This window comes from Nitrococcus mobilis Nb-231 (assembly GCF_000153205.1).
Lineage (GTDB): Bacteria > Pseudomonadota > Gammaproteobacteria > Nitrococcales > Nitrococcaceae > Nitrococcus > Nitrococcus mobilis.
Window position 1 is genome coordinate 3,400,570 of sequence record NZ_CH672427.1, and the last position, 21,178, is coordinate 3,421,747.

Sequence of the window (21,178 nt, forward strand, 5' to 3'; positions counted from 1 at the left end):
AGCGGAAAAAATAGTAATAAGTAAAACAATGGGCCAAGCGTTTGTACGAGTGCGTCTATCAGTTTATTCATTTAAATTCCCTATAACATCGGTGCCTGACGCCATAAATCAATCTGATGTGCTATGCATCATATCCGTTAATACGGCGGGACTTTCAAGTAATAATGTTACAGGTGCGGGCTTCTCTATGAAGGCAGAAAACGATGGCAATAAGAACACATGGATGGGGTCACATCTTATTTTGCCATAATTCACATCAAGCGATCCGGTGGCAGTAGCGTGGCGTAAACAAGGTGTTCCCTGCTGCCCTCCAAGGTATATGCCTAGTTTGGGCAACCGCTGAGCGGTGATTTGAGACACGCTCGTTCACACGCCTCAATCCACCGACTGCCGCGACCCCGCCGCACGGCGCGGTGAGCGCTGATCGTCCGCTGTCGCGGATTTGTTGCTCGGCGAGTCCGCAGTGGCCGATCTACGCGGTTGTCCCGCGGTCGATACGGTCGGCATGGTCTGGGTGAATTTAATCGTTATCTCGTCGATGATCTCGGCTAGGCGCTCCACCAGAACCGGTTCGTAGTTGCCGTTGTCGGAGTTTCTAAGCCGGGTGAACACGCGTTCGAGTCGCTTGCGCTGAGAGTCGGCGATGGAGCGGGCGCTGGCGTCTTCCGCGGTGGTATCGAGGCAGAGTACGTCGCGCTGGGCGTGGGTTCGGTGCATGACCGCGGCGTGGTGATAAAGCGCCCGTCCGAGGACGACGTAGGGGAAATTGAGGTTGCGCGCCGGGCCTACGCGCAGTTCCTGGCCGCCGAGTGGGAGGCCCAGAATCTTCACCTCGCCGATGCGCTTGTAGGAGAACCAGGCCGAAGTGCCGCCGACGACCGAGCCGATCGCCGCGCCGAGCAGCAGCGAGGCGCCGCCCACCGCGAGATCGAAGCCGGAGCCGAGGGCCGCGCCGCTGAGCGCGCCGGTGGCGATTAACTGGTTTTTCTTGAGCCCCCACATGTTCCAACTCTCGAGCGAGAAAAGGTCCTGCTCGATGACTTCGATCTCCGCTTCCTCGCGCTGCAGATCCTCATAGTCATAGATTTTCTCGATCTGGCGCCGGCCTTTTTGCTCCCGTTTACGCAGCTTGGTCCGGTATTCCTGGGCGAGGCTCGTTTCTTTATTAGAGGGATCCTCATCGGAGGCGATGCGCTTTGTGACGGTCAAGGTGATCATCTCGGCAAGCATCTCGGCAATGGCCAGCGCGCCACGCCTTTGGCGGGCGCGGCGATCTTCTTCGAGTGTCGCCACGGCACGGGCCAGTGGCGCTTGCCATTCCTCCCGCAGTTGGCCGAAGGCTTTGAGTAGTTCCAGACGCTTTTGAAACTCGGCGGTCACGGCGTTGAACACGCGTACGATTTTGAAGTACTGCTCGAGTGCGGCGGTCCACTCATCGATGTAGCTGTCCTTGCGGATCATGTTGATCAACGCAATGCTCGGCTGGCCGGTCCAGCGCAGAATCTCCATTTCCGCTTCGTATTCTTCCCCGTAGGGACGGGAGCCATCGATCACATAGAGGATGCCGGCGCCGTCGAGCAAGGGTTTGAGCAGCTCGCATTCATCCGGGAAGCGGCCGGATTTCTCGTGTTCCTCGACGAACTGCCGCACGACGTTCACCCGCTCGGCTGCGGTCGAGGCGCGCGCTTTCATCCAGGCCAAAACCTGTCTCGCCCGTTGAAAACCGGGGGTATCCACCAGGATGTATTGCACCTCCCCGTCGACTTTCATGGGAAAGTGCCGGCATTTGACCGTGGTGCCCGGAATGGGCGAGATCTGTACCGAATTATCCTGGGCCAGCGTAGCGACAATGCTGGATTTGCCTTTGTTCGGGTGGCCCACGACAGCAAAAACAGGGGCGGACATCAGGCGGCCTCCGCAGATAATGGCTGGAAGTCGATGCGTGAATCACCGCGGCTTTGCAGGCGTTTTTTCCAAACGTCCAAGTCGTCGGGATCCGCCGGAATGAATTCACGCTTCTGATCGAGCATGATCGGGGTAACGGTTATCAATCGCTCGGATCCCACGGCCGTGCGTAAGGCATCCAAGAAATCCATAAAATCCAGCAGCGGCGGTTCCCATGATTTCACCGCCACGAGAATCGGCGGATTGTGCGCGGCGCTCGACACTTCATCGATCGTCCGCTCATCCTCGTCGATCGAGTCCATCCGGCCCGCATAGAGCATCCGCTCAACTGCAACCCCCATCGTCCGCCTAAAGAGGTTATCGAATTGCTCTTCCTCCGCATTGATTCCGGCCCAGTTGATAAGGTAGGCATTCGTTCTGTTTCTATCCAAGCCGTGGGCGGGGAACGGCACTTCTTGTATTGCACCGGATTTCATGCGCACTTCGGGCTCCGTAGCCGCGGTTTCGACAAGCGCGCGATTCATCCGATCGAGAATTTGCAGGGCGCCCGGTGCATGGACCAGCGCCGTTTTCAACGCCGCATCCAGCCGCCACTGGGACAGCACGAAAAGGCCCAGTCTGGGCAGGAGGCCGTAGCAGGCAATCGCCATGAGCAAAAACGGCCACCATTGACCAAGGGCGGCGACATCGGTGGAACCGTCCGGGGCGTTGGGTAGGATGCCGTGGTCGAAGCGGAAATAGCGGGTGGCATCGATGACCTCTATGGAGGGAACCGCACCGGGCAGCCAGCTCCGCCAAGGCCAGGCCAGCTGAGTGATCAGCGAATGAAAGCTTTGGGAATCCACGGTCAAGGTGGTGCTCCAACCGAAAGCCAGGTCGGAGACGGTGACCAAATAGAGACAGCCGGCCAAGGCGCCGATATTGAATGCGATGGCGAGGATTTGTGAAAACCGCAGGATCAGCCATTTCTGAACCTGGCCATAGGCCATATGACTCGCTTTGTGGCGTCCCAGCGCGGCCTCCAGCGCAAGGCGATGCTCCGCAGGTAAATAACGCGCTGCAACGGGCACGAGCCGTCCGGGACTGAGCCACCCGAGGAGATCTTGGACCGGCCGGGCGCCCGGCAGCCGCTGCAGTAGGTTTCTCGGTAAGGCCACGATGGCGGTCAAAAGCAAAAGAAGCAGCTGAACCCCGACGAATGCGGCGAGGACATTCACGACATTGACCGGCCGGGTGCCATCGTATGCAAAGATGGCCAGTGCGGCGCCCCAGCCGATGATAAGCCCTACTGCGGAGAGAATCAGGGCCATTCGGTGCAGCGTTTTGACGGCGGTCGCACCGGCTTGGCTCGGTCTGTTCTGGCTGATCTCGCGCAACCACTGCCGAAGCTGGCCTTGTGGCTTGCCGGTGAGATGCGCGAGCTTCTGGCCGATCGGGCGATCACGGCGGCGCAGCTCCGAAGGAGTCAACCCCGCGTCCCGGTCCACTTGCACGCTGAGATCCACGAGGTCAGCGAGGATCGGGCGATCGGCATCGTTGCTTGAATTCATGGTGATGCTCTTTAGCTCAGGCGGCGTTGCGCCCGGAGTTCGTTCGATTCGTTGTATCAGCGTTGCAGTGCGAAGCTGGAGCTTGCCTTGGCCAATGGGCCAGCGCAGTGGCCGATAGCGTCATTGCCGTGCAAAGCATTGTACCCGTCTTGGTTCGCGGTGGGTGGCGGCGTAAGGTGAAAGCCGCGCTGCGTACCCGTTTTTCTCGGAGGCTTGTCATGGAATATTGCCGTCTCGGCCGTACCGGTCTCAAGGTGTCGCGCCTTTGCTTAGGGACTATGACCTATGGCTCGCCGACGTGGGGCGAGTGGATCCTCGATGAGGAGCACAGCCGCCCCTTCATCTGCCGGGCTCTGGAGCTGGGCATCAATTTTTTCGACACCGCCGATATGTACTCCGATGGCCGCTCCGAAGAGATATTGGGACATGCTCTGCACGACTTCGCAAGTCGCGAAGAGGTCGTCATCGCCACCAAAGTCTTCATGCCGATGGGCGCGGGCCCCAACCAGCGCGGGCTCTCGCGCAAGCACATTATGCATGCCATCGATGCCTCGCTCGCCCGCCTGCGCACGGACTATGTGGATCTCTATCAGATTCACCGTTGGGACTACGACACCCCCATCGAGGAGACCATGGAGGCCTTGCACGACATCGTGAAGACCGGCAAGGCCCGGTATATCGGCGCCTCCAGCATGTTCGCCTGGCAATTCGCCAAGGCGCAGCATATCGCCGATCGCCACGGCTGGACCCGCTTCGCGAGCATGCAACCGATGTATAACCTGATCTATCGCGAGGAAGAACGGGAGATGTTGCCGCTGTGCGTGGACCAGGGTATCGGCGTGATTCCTTGGAGCCCGCTTGCCCGCGGGGTGCTCGCCGGCACCCGTCCACCCGCCAGCGAGGGTCGGACGCTGCGCGCACGCGCGGACACCAAGATCAAGCTGTGGAGTCTGGGGCAACAGATGGATTACCCGGTTATAAGTGCGACCCATGCGGTCGCCGCCGAGCGTGGCCTCAGTTCGGCGCAAATTGCGCTCGCTTGGCTGCTCTCGAAGCCGGTCGTGACGGCACCGATCATCGGTGCGAGCAAGCTCAAGCATTTGGAGGAAGCGGTAGCGGCGCTCGAGATCACGCTCGATGAGGCCGAGATCGAGCGCCTGGAAGACTTTTACGTGCCCCACAATGTGGTCGGTTGCCGTTGATTAGATCGCGCTGAGCGGAAATGGCGGAGAGAAATGTCATCAGCCTGCCCTCTGTTAGCAACAAATAGATTTGTCCGGTTTTGTAGCAAATGGATTGTCCGCCTTTGCTGTCCGTGGTCCCGGCCCTGGAGGGCGTGGCCCGAAGGGGCCGGGACCACGGCGCCGCGCTGCGGGCGGGCCTACGCCGCGGCCTGGATTTTGGGTTGATCACGCCCTGGCTCAGCCTCGTATTCGGCCAACTTCCGGGGGCCATGGAAGACCGCTAGCGAGCCGTCGCCGTAGCGGTGCACCCGGACCTTAACCTTTACGTAGTGCATGCGGTGGCCGCTGGCCGGGATCTGGAGCTTGCGGCTCTCGAAGGCCACACAGTTGTCGGCGCCGACGGTGCGCTCGAACTGCTCGCAGAGCACCTCATCGAGCGCCACGCCCATCAAAGGGACGAAGGCCGAACCGGATTCCTGCGCCTCGACCCTGAACTCCTCGTTGAAGGCACTCCGGTAGGTCTCGGACACTCTGCGGCTCATCGAGGCGGAGCCTCCCGACTTCGGCGTGTCAACGAATGATTACCACAGTGTAAATTACCGACGCACTCAGGAGATTGGAGCGGCTGTTGCGTTTTTGGGATGCGACGGCCTACTCGTGCCCTCGGCTCGCTGGAACGCCGAAAATCTGGTCTTGTTCTCGGAAAACCATGGCGTGGAGGAACATCTGATTGTAACTGAGACGCAGGAGTTCGATTGGAAGGTTTGGGCTCGTCGCCATGGGTTTTTGAGCGATTAGGTGTTGTCGTATTGCCGCGCGCCATCAGGTGGTACAGCGCACCGCAGAATTCGATTTGCAGTGGTCGAGACAGGGTGGGATGGTTACCGTACGCGCGGCGCTGCCGCCGCGGTCATCGGCACCGGTGGCCCATCGTCAATCGTGAAAATCAGTCGATCAAATTAGCGGACCGCTCTCACTACGGCGGCTACCGAGTAATAAGAGACAGAGTGGGTTGTGGTGAGTTTTCCACCGTAATCAACGCGCGAGCATCACGCTTAAATGCCTAAAAAGGGTTCCATACAAGGAGCCCTTCATACCGGCTGTCATGTTGCATATCTTCGCTAAGCAACCGGTCGCAATCGCCCGTGACGGCTGTCTGAATGATCAGTGCATCCCAAAAAGACAGTGAGTATGCTCGGTGCAGGGCAATGCCAGCGAGTATTATCTCCACCGAGACTTCTATGACCTCGTTGCGGGCGAATTCGCGCACGCAGCGTTCCGCCACGTTGCTCGCAAGGCCTATTTTGCGCAGGGCTATATTGTAGAACTCCTTGAGCACCTGCGTGCTGGTAACTATTTCACCGGTGCGTGCCAACTCTAGGAGTATTCTCCGCGAGGCGTCACGCTTGCTGGGCTCGCTGGGGTCTACCGAATAGACCAGCACGTTGGTATCAACGAAAACGCGCGTCATCGTATGCGTCCTCGCGCCGCCAGTTGCGCCCACCTAAGCGCTCCCGGTCGGCCAGACTGGCATCGACATCCTGGAATAAATCGTGCAGCGCGCCGCTGCGCTGTTGGCCGACGTCGGCGTAACGGGTCAAAAACTGGCGAAGCACTTCGTTTACCGATGTGCCCTGCTCCAACGCACGCATACGGGCTGCCTTGACGATATCGTCACTGACACTGATGGTTAAATTCATTGCAGTTATCTCGTGCTACACTGAATCAGTGTAGTCAGTTTCTCGCGCAGCAGCAATCCGCAAGTAAGCTTGCGGCTCAAAACGGGTCAGGCGTTGTATTTATAAAACTATGCTGCTAGCTTTTTCTGTATGCCTCGCCCGCTACGCATAGAGTTGGAAGATGGCTTCTACCATGTCATGAATCGCGGCCGCGGGCGGGCGCCAATCTTTCATAGGCCCGCCTACTACCAAACCTTCCTGGATACGCTGGAAGAAGCCCATCGACGCTTCGGCCTGGAGGTCCACGCCTACTGCCTGATGGGGAATCATTACCACCTGTTGGTGCGCACCCCGCGAGGCAATCTCAGCCGGTGCATGCGTCATGTCAACGGGGTCTATACGCAGCGCCACAATCGGCTGCGCAGGACCGACGGGCCGTTGTTCCGGGGCCGATTCAAGGCGATTTTGGTGGAGGCGGACGCCTACCTTCTGCAATTGACACGCTACGTACATCGAAACCCGATTGAGGCGCGGCGAGCGCTGGTGAATGAGCTGGCGGCGTACCCTTGGTCGAGCTACCCGGCTTACTTGGGCCAGGCTACGGCGCCGGAGTGGCTGTATCAGGAGTTTACCTACCGGTTGTTGAACAGCCGCGAGCGATATAGCGGTTACCGGCGATACGTAGAGGCGGGCGTTGATGAGGAGACGCAAGCGTTCTATCGGCGAGGCCGCTTATCTCCGGTGTATGGGAGCGACGCCTTCAAGGCGCGGATGCTTGCCTCGGGGGGTTGGGAGAACGCCAGCCCAGAGCGGCTACGGCGGCAGGTGTACAGACCGCCGGAGTTGAAGAACATTTTAAGCGTAGTTGCCGCACACCACGGCCTGCGGCAGGCGGAGCTGACTGAGGGCGGCCGCGGGAAGCGGAATCAGCCGCGAGTCGTGGCGATGTACTTATGCCAGGAAGTGGGTGGCCTATCCCTGCAAGTCATTGCAAAGGCATTTGGGGTGCGTAGCGAGAGCGGGGTGAGCCACCAAATTGGGAAGCTGCGGCGGGAGTTGGCAGACAATCCAGATCTTAGAAATGATCTAGAAATGCAAATACAATACCTGACCCGTTAGTTCGTTATTCAACTGTAGCAGCTCTGTCGCTCTCATCGCGCTCCCTCCAGCAAGAGGGACAATGAGAACCGGACAGATTGTGTGCTACAACTCCGGACAGTTTATCTGCTCCTAACACGCATCTTGACAGCAACAGGATCGAGCATCATGATGCGTAGTATGCGAACCACAGTCACACTTGAGCCAGACGTCGCGGCCAAGCTCAAAGAGCTGGCGCATCGGCGGCGTGCGTCGTTCAAGGAGACGCTTAACGACGTCCTCCGCAAGGGGTTGACGTCACAAGCAAAGGCCGGGCGGTCGGAACCCTTCGTGGTCAAACCTCACTCCGGCGGGTTTCGCCCTGGCATCGATCCGGATAAGCTCAACCAACTCCTCGACCAGCTCGAAGTCGAAGATTTTTCCGGTGAGGCTCGCTCGGCGGAATGATCGTTCCGGACGTCAATCTTCTAATTTACGCCTACAACACTGACGCGCCGCACCACTCCGACGCTAAAGCGTGGTGGGAGGGTCTACTGAGCTCGGAGGAGCCAGTGGGACTACCTTGGGCGAGCGCTCTCGGATTCATTCGCCTAATGACGCATCGCGCGGTGCTCGTGATGCCGGTGGAGCCGAGTCGTGCAGTCGAATACGTTCGCTCCTGGCATAGCCGGTCCAATGTGAGCGCCTTGGAGCCGGGACCGCGGCACCTGGAACTACTCGATGGCTTGTTCGCTGCGCTCGGCACGGCAGGTAAGCTCACGACTGATACGCACCTAGCCGCTCTCGCGATCGAGCACCAGTGCGTGCTCTGCTCCAACGACGGCGACTTCGCTCGCTTTCCGGGCTTGCGCTGGCGCAATCCGCTCAAAGCCGAATAGCGATGAGGATAGGTCAGGTAGGTTAGGGGCACCCATTAGGCCAGCCTCCTGGCCATCGTAGCGCGCCCGACTACACCTCAGGCGCTTTGGTCGCGCGCCGTCTTTTCTCCACGGTCTTCTGGGCAATACGGGTTCTGAACAGCAGTCGGTAGGCTGCTTGGCGCTTTTCATCCGTTTTGCCCAGTTCTGTGGTATTTGTCATGCGTGCTCAGCATCTAGCCGGCTTGCCCCAAGGCCGTGTGTGCCGGTAACTATACCTGTTTAATGCCGGGGGCGTGCGGCCGTCTCAACCCTCCTGTCGTAATAGCAAGGCCACCGGTAGGCACCGGAAAAGCTCGGTCGCGGCGAAGCAAGCACCGCTCTCTGCTTCATCGGCAGCGATGTACTCGCCGGTCAGCGCATTGAGATAGCGCCCGCCAGTCGGGGCTTCGACCCAGGTATCTGCCCAAGGCGATTCGCCGCTTGCAAGTCCCTCGCTTGCGGCCGCAAGGCGGGCGAACCAGCGGCCGGTGGCGACCACGGCCACTTCCTCAGCATGCCCTCGTGCGAAGGCACAAATATGCGCGGCCCGCTGTCCTTGCGTGTCGAGCGCCTGATAATCGCCGTGCTGAAACAGCGCCCGATGGCGCTGCCGCAATAGCAAAGTTTGCCGGGTGAGGTAGAGCTTCAAGCGGCCGTCTTCGAGATTTTCCAACAGGCTCGCTAGCCGCTCGAGGGTATCGGCTGCGCCGATTGTTATGGTGCGCACCTCGCCGAGCAGCCGCTCGCGGTATGCGTAGTCCACGCTTCGGCGATTATCGGGGTCCACCAGGCTGAAATCCCAGAGCTCGTTGCCCTGGTAGATATCCGGCACACCCGGCGAGGTCAGTTTGAGCAATGTCTGGGCGAGGCTATTGAGTAGCCCGTAGCGGGTAATCGGCTTGATGAAGGTACGCAAGTCGCTGAGAAACGGATTGTCCTGCAGCGAGGACAGAACTGCGCGCACGAAGTGCACGGCCGCCTCCTCATAGGCCGGGTTCGGATTCAGCCATGAACTGTGCATCTTGGCTTCCCGGATAGCTTTCAGCAGGAAGGCTTCGATGCGCTCGCGAAACACCTCGAGCTCGGCATCGGTGCGCAGATCGAGTGGCCAGGCCCCGGCCAGCGTCTGGTAAAACAGGTATTGGTCATTGCGCGACGGTGCCGGCGCCGTATCAATCGTACGCCGCTTGGTTCGGTTCATGCGCCGCCAGCGCGCAAGCCGTCCGCGCCAAGCCGCCGGCAGCTCGGTGAGTACGTTGATGCGGGCGCGCACGTCCTCGCTGCGCTTGTTATCGTGTGTGGAGGTGGCGAGCAGGGCGTGAGGCCAGCGCCGGCCGTGCTCTTGATTGAAATGGTGAAAGGCGGCGACCGACACGCCGAAGCGGCGTGGATCGCCGCCTACCTCATTGAGCGAGATCAGGCGGTTGTAGATGTAGAACGCGGTATCCTCGAGCCCTTTGGCCATGACCGGCGCCGTGTACTGCTGGAGTTTAAGCGTGAACTGCAAGGCTTGTTGCCGTAGCGCCGTGGGCCACGACGACTCGCCTTCGAGCAGCATGAGCGCGCGAATGAAATCGAAGACTTCGGCACCGGTCGCAGGACTGCGTTTTTTTGCCTGGGCGATCGCCCAGTCGACATAGCGCCGATCCTCGTTGCTTACACCCGTTTCGCTGACATACGTTCGATAAACCGGGAAGCAGGCGACGATCTCGGTAAGCGCATCGCGCAGGCCGTTCAGAGTGTAGTCGCGGGTGCGCCAGTTGGCCTGAGCGATACGATCGAGCCGATTGGCCAACACGGTGAGTTCGCTTGAAAGATGAACTCGGATGATGAGTTTTTTGCAGTCATAGAGCAGCTCGTCGAACTCGAGCCGCTTGCCGATGAAGCGTTGATAAATGCGCTCGAAGGCCTGTTCGGCCGGTGCATACACGAACAAGGCGTTGACGGTCTGGGCGAAATCGTAGCCGGTGGTGCCGGCGACCGGCCAGTGCTCGGGCAGATGCTCGTAACCGGCCAGGATTTTCTCCACTACCAAGTAGGGCTGCAGCGTCCGTTGGTCAGTTTCGCCAAGTAGTGGTATTGCCTTTGTCTGCAGCCGTTGCGCGAGCGCCTGGCAGTAGCACAGCGGATCATAGAGGCCGTCCGGGTGGTCGATGCGCAGGCCGTTGACCTGGCCATTTTCGATCCACTCGAAGATGCGCTGGTGCGTGGCTTCGAATACTTCCGAGTTTTCCATGCGCAGAGCCGCCAAATCATTCACGTCGAAAAAGCGCCGGTAATTGATCTCATCGGCCGCCACCTGCCAATGGGCCAGTCGATAGGCCTGGCGCTCGAGCAAGCCATGCAGCGGCGCAAAGCTTTCCGGCTCGCCGCTGCGGCCGCAGAAAAACGCCACATTGCCAGCCAAGAATTCGCCCACTGCGGGCGCATGCTGGCAAAGCCATGCGAGACGGCGTTTGCAGACCTCCTTTTCGCGTAGCCGTTCCTCCCGTGCTGCAGCATCCGTTGTCTCTCGCGAGGGCAGATGGCCGAAAGCGGTGATGATGCTCTGTAGCTCTGTGAGGCTCGCCTGGTCATCGCCGAGGCGCTGTGCCAAGCGCTCGAGGTGTAATCCGAGGACATCAGGGTAGGCCGTGGGATCGATGGGGAAACGGTGTTCGTGGTAGGAGATGCTGAGCTCGCCCTGTTCGACTAGAAGTTGCAGACGCAGATCACCCGCTTCGAGCGCGTCTCCGTAAGGCGCGCCGAGCACGGGCAGCAGCACCTTGCCGCGCAACTCCTCCTTGACTGGCCGCCAGTCGATGTCGAAGTACTCGGCGTAGGGCGAAGCCCGGCCATTCTCCAGCACGTCCAGCCACCAGCGATTGTCGCTGCCCATCACGCCCATGTGATTCGGGACGATGTCGAGGATCTGACCCATCCCGTGCCCGTGCAACGCCCCGACGAAGCGCTCGAAGTCTTGATCGTCGCCGAGCTCGGGATTGAGCGCCGTGTGGTCGATGATGTCGTAGCCGTGGGCGCTGCCCGAACGGGCCTTGAGGTAGGGTGAGGCGTAGCAATGGCTGATTCCGAGGTCGTGTAGGTAGGCCACCAATTGGGTGGCTTGGGCGAAGGTGAAATCACGATTGAACTGTAGACGGTAAGTGGCGGTCGGTACGGCCGAAGCCGCGTCCTTGCCGAGTGCCGCAGCCGATTGCGGCGCGGATGGGCGTTCGCCGCGCAGCGCTGCGCACAGCGCCACGAAGCGGGTATCTTGCGACCAGGCCTCGAGCGGAACCGGGAGCCGGCGGCGCCAGTTCGGATGCGCGTCGACGGTACCGGGCAGATTGACCTGTTCCACGCAATCGAATACATCCTCGGGTTGCACCGCCATGAGACGGGCGGGCGTTCGCGCCATGAAGCGATGGATTGCGCGTATGAGCGGGTCGGTCATCTCCGGGAGTAGCACCGGGTCCACGTCGAGCCCCTCGGGGAGCAGATTTTCCCGCTGCAGCGCGAGCAGCAGCCGGGCCCGGTCTTGGGCGCGGCCGACGATCTGTTCCTCGCGGTGCTGCTCGGTTGGGAATAGGTTGAAGTGCTGGCGCAAGGCGAGGTCATGGCCGAGCCAGAAGCCGGCGAGTGTGGGAAGGTCGTGCGTGGTGATCGCCGCCAGAGCCTGCTCGGGGTAGTGCTCCGGGCGTTTGAACTCGCCATTGTCGTCGCGCTCGAAATATAAGATCCGGTAGGAGAGCACACCGAGCGGGCCGAGCGTGTCACGCAGGGTCTCCGGCAGAGTGCCCAAATCCTCGCCGATGACCAGGCAGCGGTTGCGTTGACTCTCGAGCGCCAGGATCCCGAGCAGATCGTCGACCGGATAATGCACGTAGGCACCCTCGGCCGAAGTGGCTCCCGGCGGCACCCAAAACAAGCGCATGAGCGCCATTACATGATCGATGCGCAGTGCGCCGGCGTGGCGCATGTTCTGCCGGAGTAGCGCGATGAAGGACGCATAGGCCTGTTCGCGCAGGCGCTCGGGCACCAGGGGGGGGAGCCCCCAGTCCTGGCCCTTTAGATTGAAATCGTCCGGTGGCGCGCCGATACTGACGTCAGTCGCATACAAGGCCTGCTCGGACCAGACGTCGGCGCCCGCCCGATCGACGCTGACCGCGAGGTCCTGATACAGCCCTACGCCCAGTCCCAACTCATCGGCACGCCGGCTGACCGCCGCCAATTGGCGATCGGCTTGCCACTGCAAATATTGGAAAAACTCCACCCGCTCGCGTTGATCGAGGGCGAATTCGGCGACCGCGGGGGCGTTCGGGTCTCGATACGCTGCGGGCCAGGCGGGCCAGCCCCAGATGGCCGTATCCTGTTGTTGGAAGTGCGCCTGCAACGCCTGGTAGCGAGCGAAGTGTTCCAGAGTTTCGCCGCCGGCGGCTTGAAAGCTCCGAAAGGCTTGCCCACGTGTGCTCTCATGCAGCAAATGCCGGCGGCGGAAATCGGCATAGAGCCGCTCCAGAACCGCCACTTTGAGTGCCCAGATCGCCGGATAGTCGACGAGCGGGGCATTTTGTAACGCCGCGAGCTGAGCCTGGTATTCGGGCGCGGCGATGAGTTCGCGGGCGGCGGCGCATTCGTCGAGTTCGGGAATGACTTCGATATCGAGATAGAGTACATTGTGGAACAGCCGGCTCGACGGGCTGTAGGGGCTGGCGTGAGCCGGATTGTGCGGAAAGAGACTGTGCAGCGGATTAACTCCGACGAAATCTGCTCCCACCGTGTGGCACAGCTCGATCATATGCCGTAGGTCAGTGAAATCGCCGATCCCAGCGTTACGGTGTGAGTGCACGGCATAGAGCTGTACGGCCAGTCCCCACCAGCGGTTTTCGGCGTCGAGCGCAGGCGGTCGGTAGCAAGTGGCCGGCGCGCTGATCAGCGCCATTTCGGCCCGGTCCAACTCGTCTGCACGGGTGAGGTGCAAGCGATGGTAGCCGGGCTGTGGGGTCAGATCCGGGGCGAAGGCGTAGCGACGGCAGTGCTTGCCATCGACCTCGCGCTCGGCGAGCACCGCCAACGTTTCGGTACGAAGCTCGCCGCGGTGTTCTGAACCACCCTCAGTCTGCAGCCGCCAGTGCAAAGCAATTCCTTGCGGTTCGGCCGCGAGTGTAATGGGAATTTGCAGCGGTTGCGGGCCTAGGCGGTGAACCCAGACCGGCGGCAGCAGCCGGCGCCAGGGGCCGAGTTCGCAATCGGCAAGCGCCGCATGCAGCTGTGCCGGGTCCGCAATTGCAAGCCCCATGGCTGTGAGCAAGGCGCGTTTGGTTGCAGCCGAGATCGAGTGTGTTTGCCCCCACACATCAGTGTAGTCAGACGCGATGCCGCAGAGCTCCGCCAGCCGATCGAGTGCCTCTTGTTCGTGCATACGGCGCTCCTATGCGCCAGTCGGCGCGAACAGCCAAACGACTGACCAACCGGGAAGCTCGCTGCGTTGCAGCAACTCCTCGAGCCCGGCCTCACTGGCGTACAGCAGCTCACCGCCCGGAGTGTCGGCGAGCGCAACGCCTGCCTGCCCTAGATTGGCGAGCAATCCGAGTAAGGCGCCATCCGTTAATTGCCATTCGATACGCAGCGCGTGCTCGGCCAGCCGTTCGCTGCGGCGGGTGCGGGCGGGCAGCCGCGGCGCGATGATCTGTCGGCGTAGCGCGAGCAGTTCACGGTGTAACGCCAACGCGCCCGCATGGATGGGGTGAGTGAGCTCCGACCAATCGAGCTGTGCCAGCGCGAAAGTCGCGGCATCGTTCGGGTCGGGAATGCGCTCACGCGCGCCGGGGGCGCTGAACTCGGGGAAATGCGCGAATTCCCGGCGCCGCCCGTCGCGAACGGCTCCTGCCAGCTCCGCGCCGAAGTCGCAGAAAAACGGGAAAGGCGTTTGGCTATCCCATTCCTCTCCCATGAACAGCAACGGCGGCGCGGGAGCGAGCAGGAGCAGGATATGCGCCGCGCGCACGGCGCGGGGGCTTGCAAGCTGCGTGATGCGTTCGCCGAGCGCCCGGTTGCCGATTTGGTCGTGATTTTGCAGAAAATTGACGAATGCGGTGGAAGGCAACCCGGCGCTCGGTTCGCCGCGCGCCGCGCCGCCCCGATAGGGCGAGGGCTCGCCCTGAAAGGCGAAGCCTTCGCTGAGGCAACGGACCAGCAACCGGATCGGGTACTGCGCATAATCGGCGTAATAGCCTTGCGATTCGCCGGTGAGTAGCGTATGCAGCGCATGGTGGCAATCATCGTTCCACTGCGCCGTATACCAGTGTGGGTGTTGCGCTTCACGCGCCAGATAGCGTGTCGCGTTGTCATCGTTCTCGAGCACGAGATGCCGCGGGCGCTCGCGTGCCGGTCCGGCGCGGACGGCCTCGGCAAGCTCGATTAGGATATCCGGTTGGCCATCATCGTAGATAGCGTGCACGGCGTCGAGCCGCAGCCCATCCAGATTGAACTCCTCGAGCCAATAGAGCGCATTGTCGATGAAAAAGCGTCGAACCGCTTGGCTGTGCTCGCCGTCGAAATTGATTGCAGCACCCCACGGTGTGGTATGGCGGTGCGTAAAAAACGTCGGTGCGTAAGTATGCAGATAATTACCCTCGGGGCCGAAGTGGTTGTAGACGACATCGAGCAGCACCATAAGCCCGTGCTGGTGCGCCGCCTGCACGAGCCGCTTGAGCGCTTCGGGCCGTCCGTACCGGCTGTCGGGAGCAAAGGGCAACACCCCGTCGTAGCCCCAGTTGCGCGCGCCCGGGAAATCCGCTACCGGCATGAGCTCGAGTGCGGTGACGCCGAGCGCCGCCAGGTGATCGAGCCGCTCCCGCACGCCATCGAAGGTGCCGCTGGGGCTGAACGCGCCCACATGCAGCTCGTAAATCACCGCCTCCTGCCAGGGGCGTCCATGCCAATCGGCATCCTCCCAACAAAACGCGGTAGGATCGATCACTTCGCTTGGGCCGTGCACATCCTCGGGATTGAACCGCGCAGCGGGGTCGGGAACACGCTGGCCATCCGGCGCCACGAAACGATAGCGACTGCCCGCACGAGCCGCTGCGCTGGTGAGCTCGAACCAGCCACCCGCCCGGGGCTCCATTTCCAAAAGCTGTTCCTCGCCCGGGCCCTCGAGCGCCAAGCTGAGTCGCGTGAGCGCCGGCGCCCAAAGGCGGAAACGCACCCGGCCGTCAGTTTGGAGCTCGGCTCCAAACGGCATTGAATAGTGGCGATTCATGCGTGTTTCCCCGGGTTGCGGGCGGTCAAAAGCACCAGTGCGCGAGCCTTGAGCGGATACGTCGAGGCGGCTTCATAATGGGGTATTGCAGCGCCGGATGTCGGGTCGGCAGTATCGATCAGCCGCTCCCAGGGGGCATCCCAAGCCGCAGCGGGAAGAGTAAATGGGATAGGCCCGTGATGGGCATTGATGAGCAGGGCGAAGTCATCGTCGGTCAGACGCCGTCCCTGGGCGTCCTGCTCATCGAGTGCGCCGCCGGCGAGATAAACACCCAGGCAGCGGGCAAACGTATGGTGCCATTCATGCTCGCTCATCTCGCAGCCGTTTGGGTTGAGCCAGGCGATGTCCCGTTTCCCAACGAAGAAGCTGCGCCGCCGGAACAGGGGATGGGCTCTGCGGATGCGGATAAGGTGCGCTGCGAAAGCGAGCAACTCCTCGTCCTCGCGGCGCAGCACCCAGTTCATCCAGGAGATCTCGTTGTCCTGGCAGTAGGCATTGTTGTTGCCGCGTTGAGTGCGTCCCATCTCGTCGCCGGCCAGCAGCATGGGCACACCCTGGGACAGCAGCAGCGTGGCCAGTAAGTTGCGCTTCTGACGGGCACGCAATGCTTTGATTACCGGGTCATCGCTCGGGCCTTCGGCGCCGCAGTTCCAGGACAGGTTGTGGTTTTCGCCGTCACGGTTGCCCTCGCCATTCGCCTCGTTGTGTTTTTCATTGTAGGAGACGAGATCTTCGAGCGTGAAGCCATCGTGTGCCGTGACGAAGTTGATGCTGGCATACGGCCGGCGTCCGCTGCGCTGGTAGAGATCGCTCGAGCCGGTGAGCCGATAGGCGAGTTCGCCGATCAGCCCGCCTTCGCCTTTCCAATAGGAGCGCACGGCATCGCGGTATTTGCCGTTCCACTCGGTCCAGCCGATCGGGAAGTTACCGACCTGGTAACCGCCTTCGCCGAGATCCCAAGGCTCGGCGATGAGCTTCACCTGAGAGAGCACGGGGTCTTGATGAATGATGTCGAAGAAGGCGCCGAGGAGGTCCACCTCGTGGAGCTCGCGGGCCAGGGCCGAGGCCAGATCGAAGCGGAAGCCATCGACGTGCATCTCCAGTACCCAGTAACGCAGACTGTCCATGATGAGCTGCAGCACCCGCGGGTGCATCATGTTCAGCGTATTGCCGCAACCGGTGTAATCGATGTAATAGCGCGGATCCTCCGCCAGCCGATAATAGGCGACGTTGTCGATACCGCGAAAGCACAGCGTCGGCCCCAAATGGTTGCCCTCGGCGGTATGGTTGTAGACGACATCGAGAATGACCTCGATGCCCGCCGAGTGCAGGGTTTTGACCATGGTCTTAAATTCGCTCACCCCGCCGTTGGCCACGTAGCGCATGTCGGGGGCGAAGTAGCCGATCGAGTTGTAGCCCCAGTAGTTGTGCAGGCCTTGTTGGGCGAGATGGCGATCGTTGACGGCCGTGTGCACCGGCATGAGCTCTATCGCCGTTACTCCGAGACGTTGCAGATGCTCAATTACCGGCGCGGTGGCGAGCCCGGCGTAGGTGCCCCGCAGCCAGGGCGGCAGTTTCGGGTGGCGCGCCGTAAACCCCTTGACATGCAGCTCGTAGATAACCGTGTCATGCCAGGGGATCATTGGACGGTGGTCATCCTCCCAGGTGAAAGCCTGGTCGATCACCTGCGATTTAGGCATTCCATAGGCATTGTCTCGGCGGTCGTAGGAGAGATCCTCGCGGCTGCTCGTGATCCGGTAGCCGAAGTGGGCGTCGCTCCAACGCAAGGGGCCTACGATCGATTTGGCGTAGGGATCGAGCAGCAGCTTGTGGGGGTTGAATCGAGCGCCGCGCTGGGGATCGTAGGGTCCATGCACCCGATAACCGTAGAGCAGCCCGGGGCGCGCCTCCGGCAAGTAGCCGTGCCAGACCAAATCGGTCTGCTCCTTGAGGTCGACGCGCGCTACTTCGCGCCGTCCCTTTGCGTCGAACAGACACAGTTCGACCTTCTCGGCATGCTCGGAGAACAGGGCGAAGTTTACCCCTTCTCCATCCCAGGTTGCACCGAGTGGGTAGGATTTACCTGGCCAGACGCTGTTTATCAGTTTGTTCATCGAGGCGCTGCTATCCATGAATTCTCCGCTTGCCGCGGCGTAAGTAAGACCGACATCAGTGTACGCCAACGGTTCCACATTGGACGTGCGGCGAGGGCGTGCAGGAAATAAGCAGGATGCCGCGTTCTTGTTCATCCACCGAAGTCGGCTTCAGGCTGATCCAGCAGCGCGCGGAGCCCGGCAACAGGAATCCCGACCCAGGCGGGTCGGTTGTCCAACTCATAGCGCAGTTCATAGAGCGCTTTTTCTATTGTAAACAAAGCAATGAGCGGCCAGGCGGCCGCGATCGACTCGGGGTGGATGCCGGCCTCCTGGCTGCCCTCGGCATATCCCGCGAGAAACGCCGTCGTGGCGCGACGTTCCCAATCCCGCGCGAAAGGCACCAACCGTTCACGGTCCGCCGGGCGTTCAGCCGTGACATGCTGTAGCGCCGAGTGCAGCGCATAGCTGAAAGAGCGCAACATGCCGGCCACGTCTTTCAGCGGTGAGTGTTTCTGGCGGCGTTCGGCAAGCGGACGAGCCGGTTCACCCTCGAAGTCGATGATGATGAAATCGTTTTCGACGACAAGCACCTGGCCGAGATGGTAATCACCGTGCAAGCGTGTCTTCAGGCCAGTGAACGCCGCCGGCGTGCTGCGCTCGATGCACTCGAGCAAGCGCTGCCGTGCGGCAATGAGTTGCTCGGCGGCGGTGCGCACCCCCTCAGGGAGGCGTTCGACTTCGTGCTCGAGTCGCTGCAACGTAGCCCGCGCTTGCGCGCGCACTGTTGTGCGCCAGTCGCCGAGGTCGCTGGGATGCACGGGTTCGGGATCGAAGGCGGGATCACCGGTGTGTCGGGCGAGGGCGCGATGCAACTCACCGGTGCGCCGCCCGAGTGTGTGCAGCAGGGTCAGGTTGGCGGCGTGTAAGGCTTCAAGCTCAAGCTCTACTTCGGCGCTTGGTCGCAGCAGGGCGTCTTCGAGGAAGCGCTGCAGGTAGTCAACCCAATACGACCAGGCATCTCCTTGAGCAGGGACGTATTTCTGCAACAGGGCGAGCGTCGTCACAGTGCCGTCGTGGTTTTCGTGCTCGAGCGCGCCCAGCAAGGGCACGACGTTCGCGAACGGTGAGCGTTCGGTGAGGAAGCGACCCATCTCGAGCTCCGGATTGACGCCCGATTCGAGCCGTCGATAAGCCTTGAGGAAGAGTTCCGTTCCCAAAATGATGGCCGTATTACTCCCCTCGCTGGTCGGGCGCTCGATGGCGGCGTCGGGTGCAAGCTTGGCCAGTAGTTCCGGATACACGGCCGTCGAGGTGAACCGCAGCGTCATCCCGTTAGCTCGATGGCTCTGGTTGCGGCCCATTGCGCGGACCACGGTTTGGCAGAAATGTCCATCGCGCAGCGCATCGTGGAGGATGCCCACACGGGATTGATGCCTGACACGCGCTAATGCGTAGGGTGATAGCTCACGCAGGTGTTCGTCGAGGGGGCCACCCCAAGCTGTTGCGAGCGGCAGGAAATACGTCTGCGCGGCTTGACCCGCCAAGTCGACCTGGATCCAGCTCAGCAGATAGTCCCGGCCACCTTCAGACCACGGCAGGTGCGCGACGAGTCCGACGCGTTCGAGGCGCTGGCCTTTCGCCGCAAACCAGCGCCGTACCGGAAGAAACGCCGGCAAAGCTTCGGTCAAAAAACGCTCGCGCATGCGCTCGGCTATGCTCTGGTGCGATGCGGCGACCTCGGCCGGGAAGAAGCTCTTCCAGCCTTCGAACATCACCAGCACCGGCAACTCGTTTGGTGGCGGGCTGGCTTGATGCCAGGATGGGGCCTCGCCTGCAGCGGCGAGATGAAACCAGTAGAAGCCGTGGCCTGTGAGCGTGAGCAGATACGGCAGTTCGCCAATCGGTGGAAACGCTGTGCGACCCATCAATTCCACGGGAACACGACCCTTGAAGCGGGCGAGATCAAGCTCCACCGGCTGGGCCGAGCGCGCCAGATTGGCTACGCAGAGGATGACTGAATCCTGATACGTACGTAGGTAGGCGATAATCTTGCGATTGCCGGGCTTGATGAACTCCAGTCGCCCACGCCCGAACGCCTGGTACGCCTTGCGTACGGCAATGAGGCGCTTGGTCCAGTTGAGTAGCGAGCTGGGAGCGCGGCTCTGCGCCTCGACATTGACCGCCTCGTAGCCGTACATGGGGTCCATGACGGGCGGCAAATAAAGCCGCTGCGGGTCGGCTTTGGAAAAACCGGCATTGCGATCGGGCGACCACTGCATGGGTGTGCGCACGGCGTTGCGGTCACCGAGAAAAATGTTATCCCCCATGCCGATCTCATCGCCGTAGTAGATGATCGGCGAGCCCGGCATCGACATGAGTAGGCTGTTCATCAGCTTGATCTTGTCGTTGTCGTTGTCCATAAGCGGTGCCAGGCGGCGCCGGATCCCCACATTCACGCGCATGCGCGGATCGCTTGCATACGCTTGGTACATGTAGTCGCGCTCCTCGTCGGTCACCATCTCGAGGGTGAGCTCATCGTGGTTACGCAGGAATATGGCCCATTGGCAGGTCTCAGGAATGCTTGGGGTTTGATCCATGATCTCGACGATGGGATGGCGATCCTCCTGGGCGATGGCCATGTACATCCGGGGCATCAGCGGGAAGTGGTAGGCCATGTGGCACTCGTCGCCGGCGCCGAAATAATCGCGCACGTCCTCGGGCCATTGATTGGCCTCGGCCAAAAATAGGCGGTTGCGGTAATGGGCATCGACGACTGCGCGCATTTGCTTGACCACCGCGTGCGTCTCGGCCAAGTTCTCGTTATGGGAACCCTCGCGCACGCAGAGGTAGGGGATTGCGTCGAGGCGCACGCCGTCCACGCCCATATCGAGCCAGAAGCGCATCACTCGGGTAACCGCTCGGACTACCTGGGGGTTGTTGTGGTTCAAATCCGGCTGATGCGAGAAGAAGCGGTGCCAATAATAAGCCTGTGCCAGCGGATCCCAAGCCCAGTTCGAGCTCTCCGTGTCGGTGAAAATGATGCGCGTTTCGGGAAAGCGTTGATCGGTTTCGCTCCACAGATAGAAATCTCGCTTGGGCGAGTTAGGCGGCGCGCGCCGGGCGGCCTGGAACCAGGGGTGCTGATCGGAGGTGTGATTGATCACGAGCTCGGTGATGATGCGGATGCCGCGCCGGTGCGCCTCGCGCACGAAGTTTCGGAAATCGCGTCGACTCCCGTAGGCTGAATGAATATTGTGGTAGTCGGCGATATCGTAGCCATCGTCGCGCATGGGCGAGGGGTAGAAGGGCAGCAGCCAGATCGTGTTGGCGCCGAGATCTTGGATGTAGTCGAGCTTTGTGGTCAGACCTTGGAAATCGCCGACGCCGTCGTTGTTGCTGTCGAAGAAGGTTTTGACATGCAGATGGTAGATGATGGCGTCCTTGTACCAGACCGGATCATCTTCCAGCGAGGCGTTGCCCTTGCGTGCACTCATGCCGGTGCCACCTCCGTTCTGCTCGTCCTG

At 61.2% G+C, this 21,178-nt stretch carries 15 protein-coding genes; 5 read left to right on the forward strand and 10 right to left on the reverse strand.

What is annotated here, in order from left to right; translation table 11 throughout:
- Window positions 1–375: 375 nt before the first annotated feature.
- Together NB231_RS15475 and NB231_RS15480 are read right to left on the reverse strand one after the other, a co-directional pair.
- Window positions 376–1,905 (reverse strand): DUF3482 domain-containing protein, encoded by a 1,530-nt coding sequence (locus NB231_RS15475; RefSeq protein ID WP_005004694.1) that lies wholly within the window; start codon window positions 1,903–1,905, stop codon window positions 376–378.
- Window positions 1,905–3,455 (reverse strand): DUF2868 domain-containing protein, encoded by a 1,551-nt coding sequence (locus NB231_RS15480; protein ID WP_005004695.1) that lies wholly within the window; start codon window positions 3,453–3,455, stop codon window positions 1,905–1,907. Before NB231_RS15480 ends, NB231_RS15475 begins: the two co-directional genes overlap by 1 nt.
- A gap of 218 nt (window positions 3,456–3,673) precedes the next feature.
- Between NB231_RS15480 and NB231_RS15485 the strand changes: the two genes are divergently transcribed.
- The gene (locus NB231_RS15485; protein WP_005004696.1) at window positions 3,674–4,657 is read left to right on the forward strand and encodes an aldo/keto reductase; all 984 of its coding nucleotides are present in this window, start codon (window positions 3,674–3,676) and stop codon (window positions 4,655–4,657) included.
- Between the two features lie 179 nt (window positions 4,658–4,836).
- Here NB231_RS15485 and NB231_RS17140 read toward each other — a convergent pair whose 3' ends face one another.
- Entirely contained in the window at window positions 4,837–5,181 is a 345-nt protein-coding gene (locus tag NB231_RS17140) for a hypothetical protein (protein WP_005004699.1), read from the reverse strand.
- Between NB231_RS17140 and NB231_RS15495 the strand changes: the two genes are divergently transcribed.
- Window positions 5,180–5,437 (forward strand): RES family NAD+ phosphorylase, encoded by a 258-nt coding sequence (locus tag NB231_RS15495; RefSeq protein ID WP_332247725.1) that lies wholly within the window; start codon window positions 5,180–5,182, stop codon window positions 5,435–5,437. The genes NB231_RS17140 and NB231_RS15495 overlap by 2 nt on opposite strands.
- Before the next feature lie 265 nt (window positions 5,438–5,702).
- On the opposite strand, the gene NB231_RS15500 is transcribed toward NB231_RS15495, so the two are convergent.
- Window positions 5,703–6,110, reverse strand: a complete 408-nt coding sequence (locus NB231_RS15500; protein WP_005004701.1) for a PIN domain-containing protein — start codon at window positions 6,108–6,110, stop codon at window positions 5,703–5,705.
- Complete coding sequence (locus tag NB231_RS15505; RefSeq protein ID WP_005004703.1) at window positions 6,091–6,339, reverse strand: hypothetical protein; 249 nt, start codon at window positions 6,337–6,339, stop codon at window positions 6,091–6,093. The genes NB231_RS15500 and NB231_RS15505 overlap by 20 nt, the downstream gene beginning before the upstream one ends.
- Before the next feature lie 129 nt (window positions 6,340–6,468).
- Here NB231_RS15505 and NB231_RS15510 point away from each other — a divergent pair, with 129 nt between their 5' ends.
- From NB231_RS15510 to NB231_RS15520, 3 genes are all read left to right on the forward strand, one after another.
- Complete coding sequence (locus NB231_RS15510; RefSeq protein WP_005004705.1) at window positions 6,469–7,437, forward strand: helix-turn-helix domain-containing protein; 969 nt, start codon at window positions 6,469–6,471, stop codon at window positions 7,435–7,437.
- Window positions 7,438–7,596: 159 nt separating this feature from the next.
- Window positions 7,597–7,863 (forward strand): ribbon-helix-helix domain-containing protein, encoded by a 267-nt coding sequence (locus tag NB231_RS15515; RefSeq protein WP_198007315.1) that lies wholly within the window; start codon window positions 7,597–7,599, stop codon window positions 7,861–7,863.
- Entirely contained in the window at window positions 7,860–8,294 is a 435-nt protein-coding gene (locus NB231_RS15520; RefSeq protein ID WP_005004708.1) for a type II toxin-antitoxin system VapC family toxin, read from the forward strand. Before NB231_RS15515 ends, NB231_RS15520 begins: the two co-directional genes overlap by 4 nt.
- Before the next feature lie 70 nt (window positions 8,295–8,364).
- Here NB231_RS15520 and NB231_RS20105 read toward each other — a convergent pair whose 3' ends face one another.
- From NB231_RS20105 to treS, 5 genes are all read right to left on the reverse strand, one after another.
- Entirely contained in the window at window positions 8,365–8,496 is a 132-nt protein-coding gene (locus tag NB231_RS20105) for a hypothetical protein (protein WP_269593426.1), read from the reverse strand.
- A gap of 84 nt (window positions 8,497–8,580) precedes the next feature.
- On the reverse strand, window positions 8,581–13,716 hold the full coding sequence (locus tag NB231_RS15525) for a malto-oligosyltrehalose synthase (RefSeq protein ID WP_005004710.1): 5,136 nt from the start codon (window positions 13,714–13,716) through the stop codon (window positions 8,581–8,583).
- A 9-nt stretch (window positions 13,717–13,725) separates the two neighbouring features.
- Complete coding sequence (treZ, locus tag NB231_RS15530; protein ID WP_005004711.1) at window positions 13,726–15,558, reverse strand: malto-oligosyltrehalose trehalohydrolase; 1,833 nt, start codon at window positions 15,556–15,558, stop codon at window positions 13,726–13,728.
- Window positions 15,555–17,672: a glycogen debranching protein GlgX gene (gene glgX, locus NB231_RS15535; RefSeq protein ID WP_040664340.1), complete on the reverse strand. Its 2,118-nt coding sequence runs from the start codon at window positions 17,670–17,672 to the stop codon at window positions 15,555–15,557. Before glgX ends, treZ begins: the two co-directional genes overlap by 4 nt.
- Window positions 17,673–17,803: 131 nt before the next feature.
- Window positions 17,804–21,148 carry a maltose alpha-D-glucosyltransferase gene (treS, locus tag NB231_RS15540; protein WP_040662564.1) on the reverse strand — a complete coding sequence of 1,115 codons (3,345 nt, stop codon included), beginning with the start codon at window positions 21,146–21,148 and terminating at the stop codon, window positions 17,804–17,806.
- Window positions 21,149–21,178 lie beyond the last annotated feature (30 nt).

Excerpts from the sequence above, each read along its gene's own strand:
- NB231_RS15480 (WP_005004695.1), bottom strand. The coding sequence starts at position 3,455 with ATGAATTCAAGCAACGATGCCGATCGCCCGATCCTCGCTGACCTCGTG.
- NB231_RS20105 (WP_269593426.1), bottom strand. The coding sequence starts at position 8,496 with ATGACAAATACCACAGAACTGGGCAAAACGGATGAAAAGCGCCAAGCA.
- NB231_RS15475 (WP_005004694.1), bottom strand. The coding sequence starts at position 1,905 with ATGTCCGCCCCTGTTTTTGCTGTCGTGGGCCACCCGAACAAAGGCAAA.
- treZ (WP_005004711.1), bottom strand. The coding sequence starts at position 15,558 with ATGAATCGCCACTATTCAATGCCGTTTGGAGCCGAGCTCCAAACTGAC.
- NB231_RS15520 (WP_005004708.1), top strand. The coding sequence starts at position 7,860 with ATGATCGTTCCGGACGTCAATCTTCTAATTTACGCCTACAACACTGAC.
- NB231_RS15525 (WP_005004710.1), bottom strand. The coding sequence starts at position 13,716 with ATGCACGAACAAGAGGCACTCGATCGGCTGGCGGAGCTCTGCGGCATC.
- treS (WP_040662564.1), bottom strand. The coding sequence starts at position 21,148 with ATGAGTGCACGCAAGGGCAACGCCTCGCTGGAAGATGATCCGGTCTGG.
- NB231_RS15505 (WP_005004703.1), bottom strand. The coding sequence starts at position 6,339 with ATGAATTTAACCATCAGTGTCAGTGACGATATCGTCAAGGCAGCCCGT.
- NB231_RS17140 (WP_005004699.1), bottom strand. The coding sequence starts at position 5,181 with ATGAGCCGCAGAGTGTCCGAGACCTACCGGAGTGCCTTCAACGAGGAG.
- glgX (WP_040664340.1), bottom strand. The coding sequence starts at position 17,672 with ATGAACAAACTGATAAACAGCGTCTGGCCAGGTAAATCCTACCCACTC.
- NB231_RS15500 (WP_005004701.1), bottom strand. The coding sequence starts at position 6,110 with ATGACGCGCGTTTTCGTTGATACCAACGTGCTGGTCTATTCGGTAGAC.
- NB231_RS15515 (WP_198007315.1), top strand. The coding sequence starts at position 7,597 with ATGCGAACCACAGTCACACTTGAGCCAGACGTCGCGGCCAAGCTCAAA.
- NB231_RS15485 (WP_005004696.1), top strand. The coding sequence starts at position 3,674 with ATGGAATATTGCCGTCTCGGCCGTACCGGTCTCAAGGTGTCGCGCCTT.
- NB231_RS15510 (WP_005004705.1), top strand. The coding sequence starts at position 6,469 with ATGCCTCGCCCGCTACGCATAGAGTTGGAAGATGGCTTCTACCATGTC.